Origin of the sequence: Burkholderia sp. Bp8998, from assembly GCF_003854235.1 — a bacterium.
GTDB lineage: Bacteria > Pseudomonadota > Gammaproteobacteria > Burkholderiales > Burkholderiaceae > Burkholderia.
Genome location: NZ_QTQF01000169.1, coordinates 1 through 522, shown reverse-complemented (window position 1 = coordinate 522; position 522 = coordinate 1). Strand labels below are relative to the sequence as shown.

Below are 522 nucleotides of genomic sequence, written 5' to 3'. Positions count from 1 at the left end.
TTCGTCCATTCGAGATCGGTCTCGTGGCCCGGGAACGACTCGACAAACGCGTCGCGCGGCATGCCGCAACGGTCGACCGCAATCGCCAGGATGCTGCGCTCGATCGCGCGAACCTCGGACACTTGCCCATGCACAATGGCGCACAGGCGGTCGATGGTCTTGGCCGTGAAGCGGATCGGCGCGAGTTCACGCTGGATCGCCGTGCGCACTTGCGCGGCGGCTGCGGATCGGGCATCGCCAGTGACAGGCACATCCGGCAACTGCTCGAACAGTGCACGCACGCGCGCGAAAATCACAAGACTGTCGTTGGTGAGTTCTTCGAGGCGTGCCGCGTTCACCTTCTCCGAATCCCCGGCGTCCGTTTCGACGTCGTCTTCGTCCGAATCATCGTCGGCGGCAAGTGCTTCCGCCTCCTCTTCCTGGGGCTCCGGCGTCATTTCGCTTGCATCGGCGTCGACACTGATGCCATCGACCAGTTCGTCGATGCGCAGTTCGCCGGCAACGATGCGGTCGACGTCGGCA

At 64.0% G+C, this 522-nt stretch carries 1 protein-coding gene; it reads right to left on the bottom strand.

Annotation, left to right across the window (positions count from 1 at the left end; genetic code table 11):
* Window positions 1-522 (bottom strand): sigma-70 non-essential region-containing protein (locus tag DIE06_RS38010; protein WP_185733593.1); only part of this gene is annotated, 522 nt, incomplete at both ends.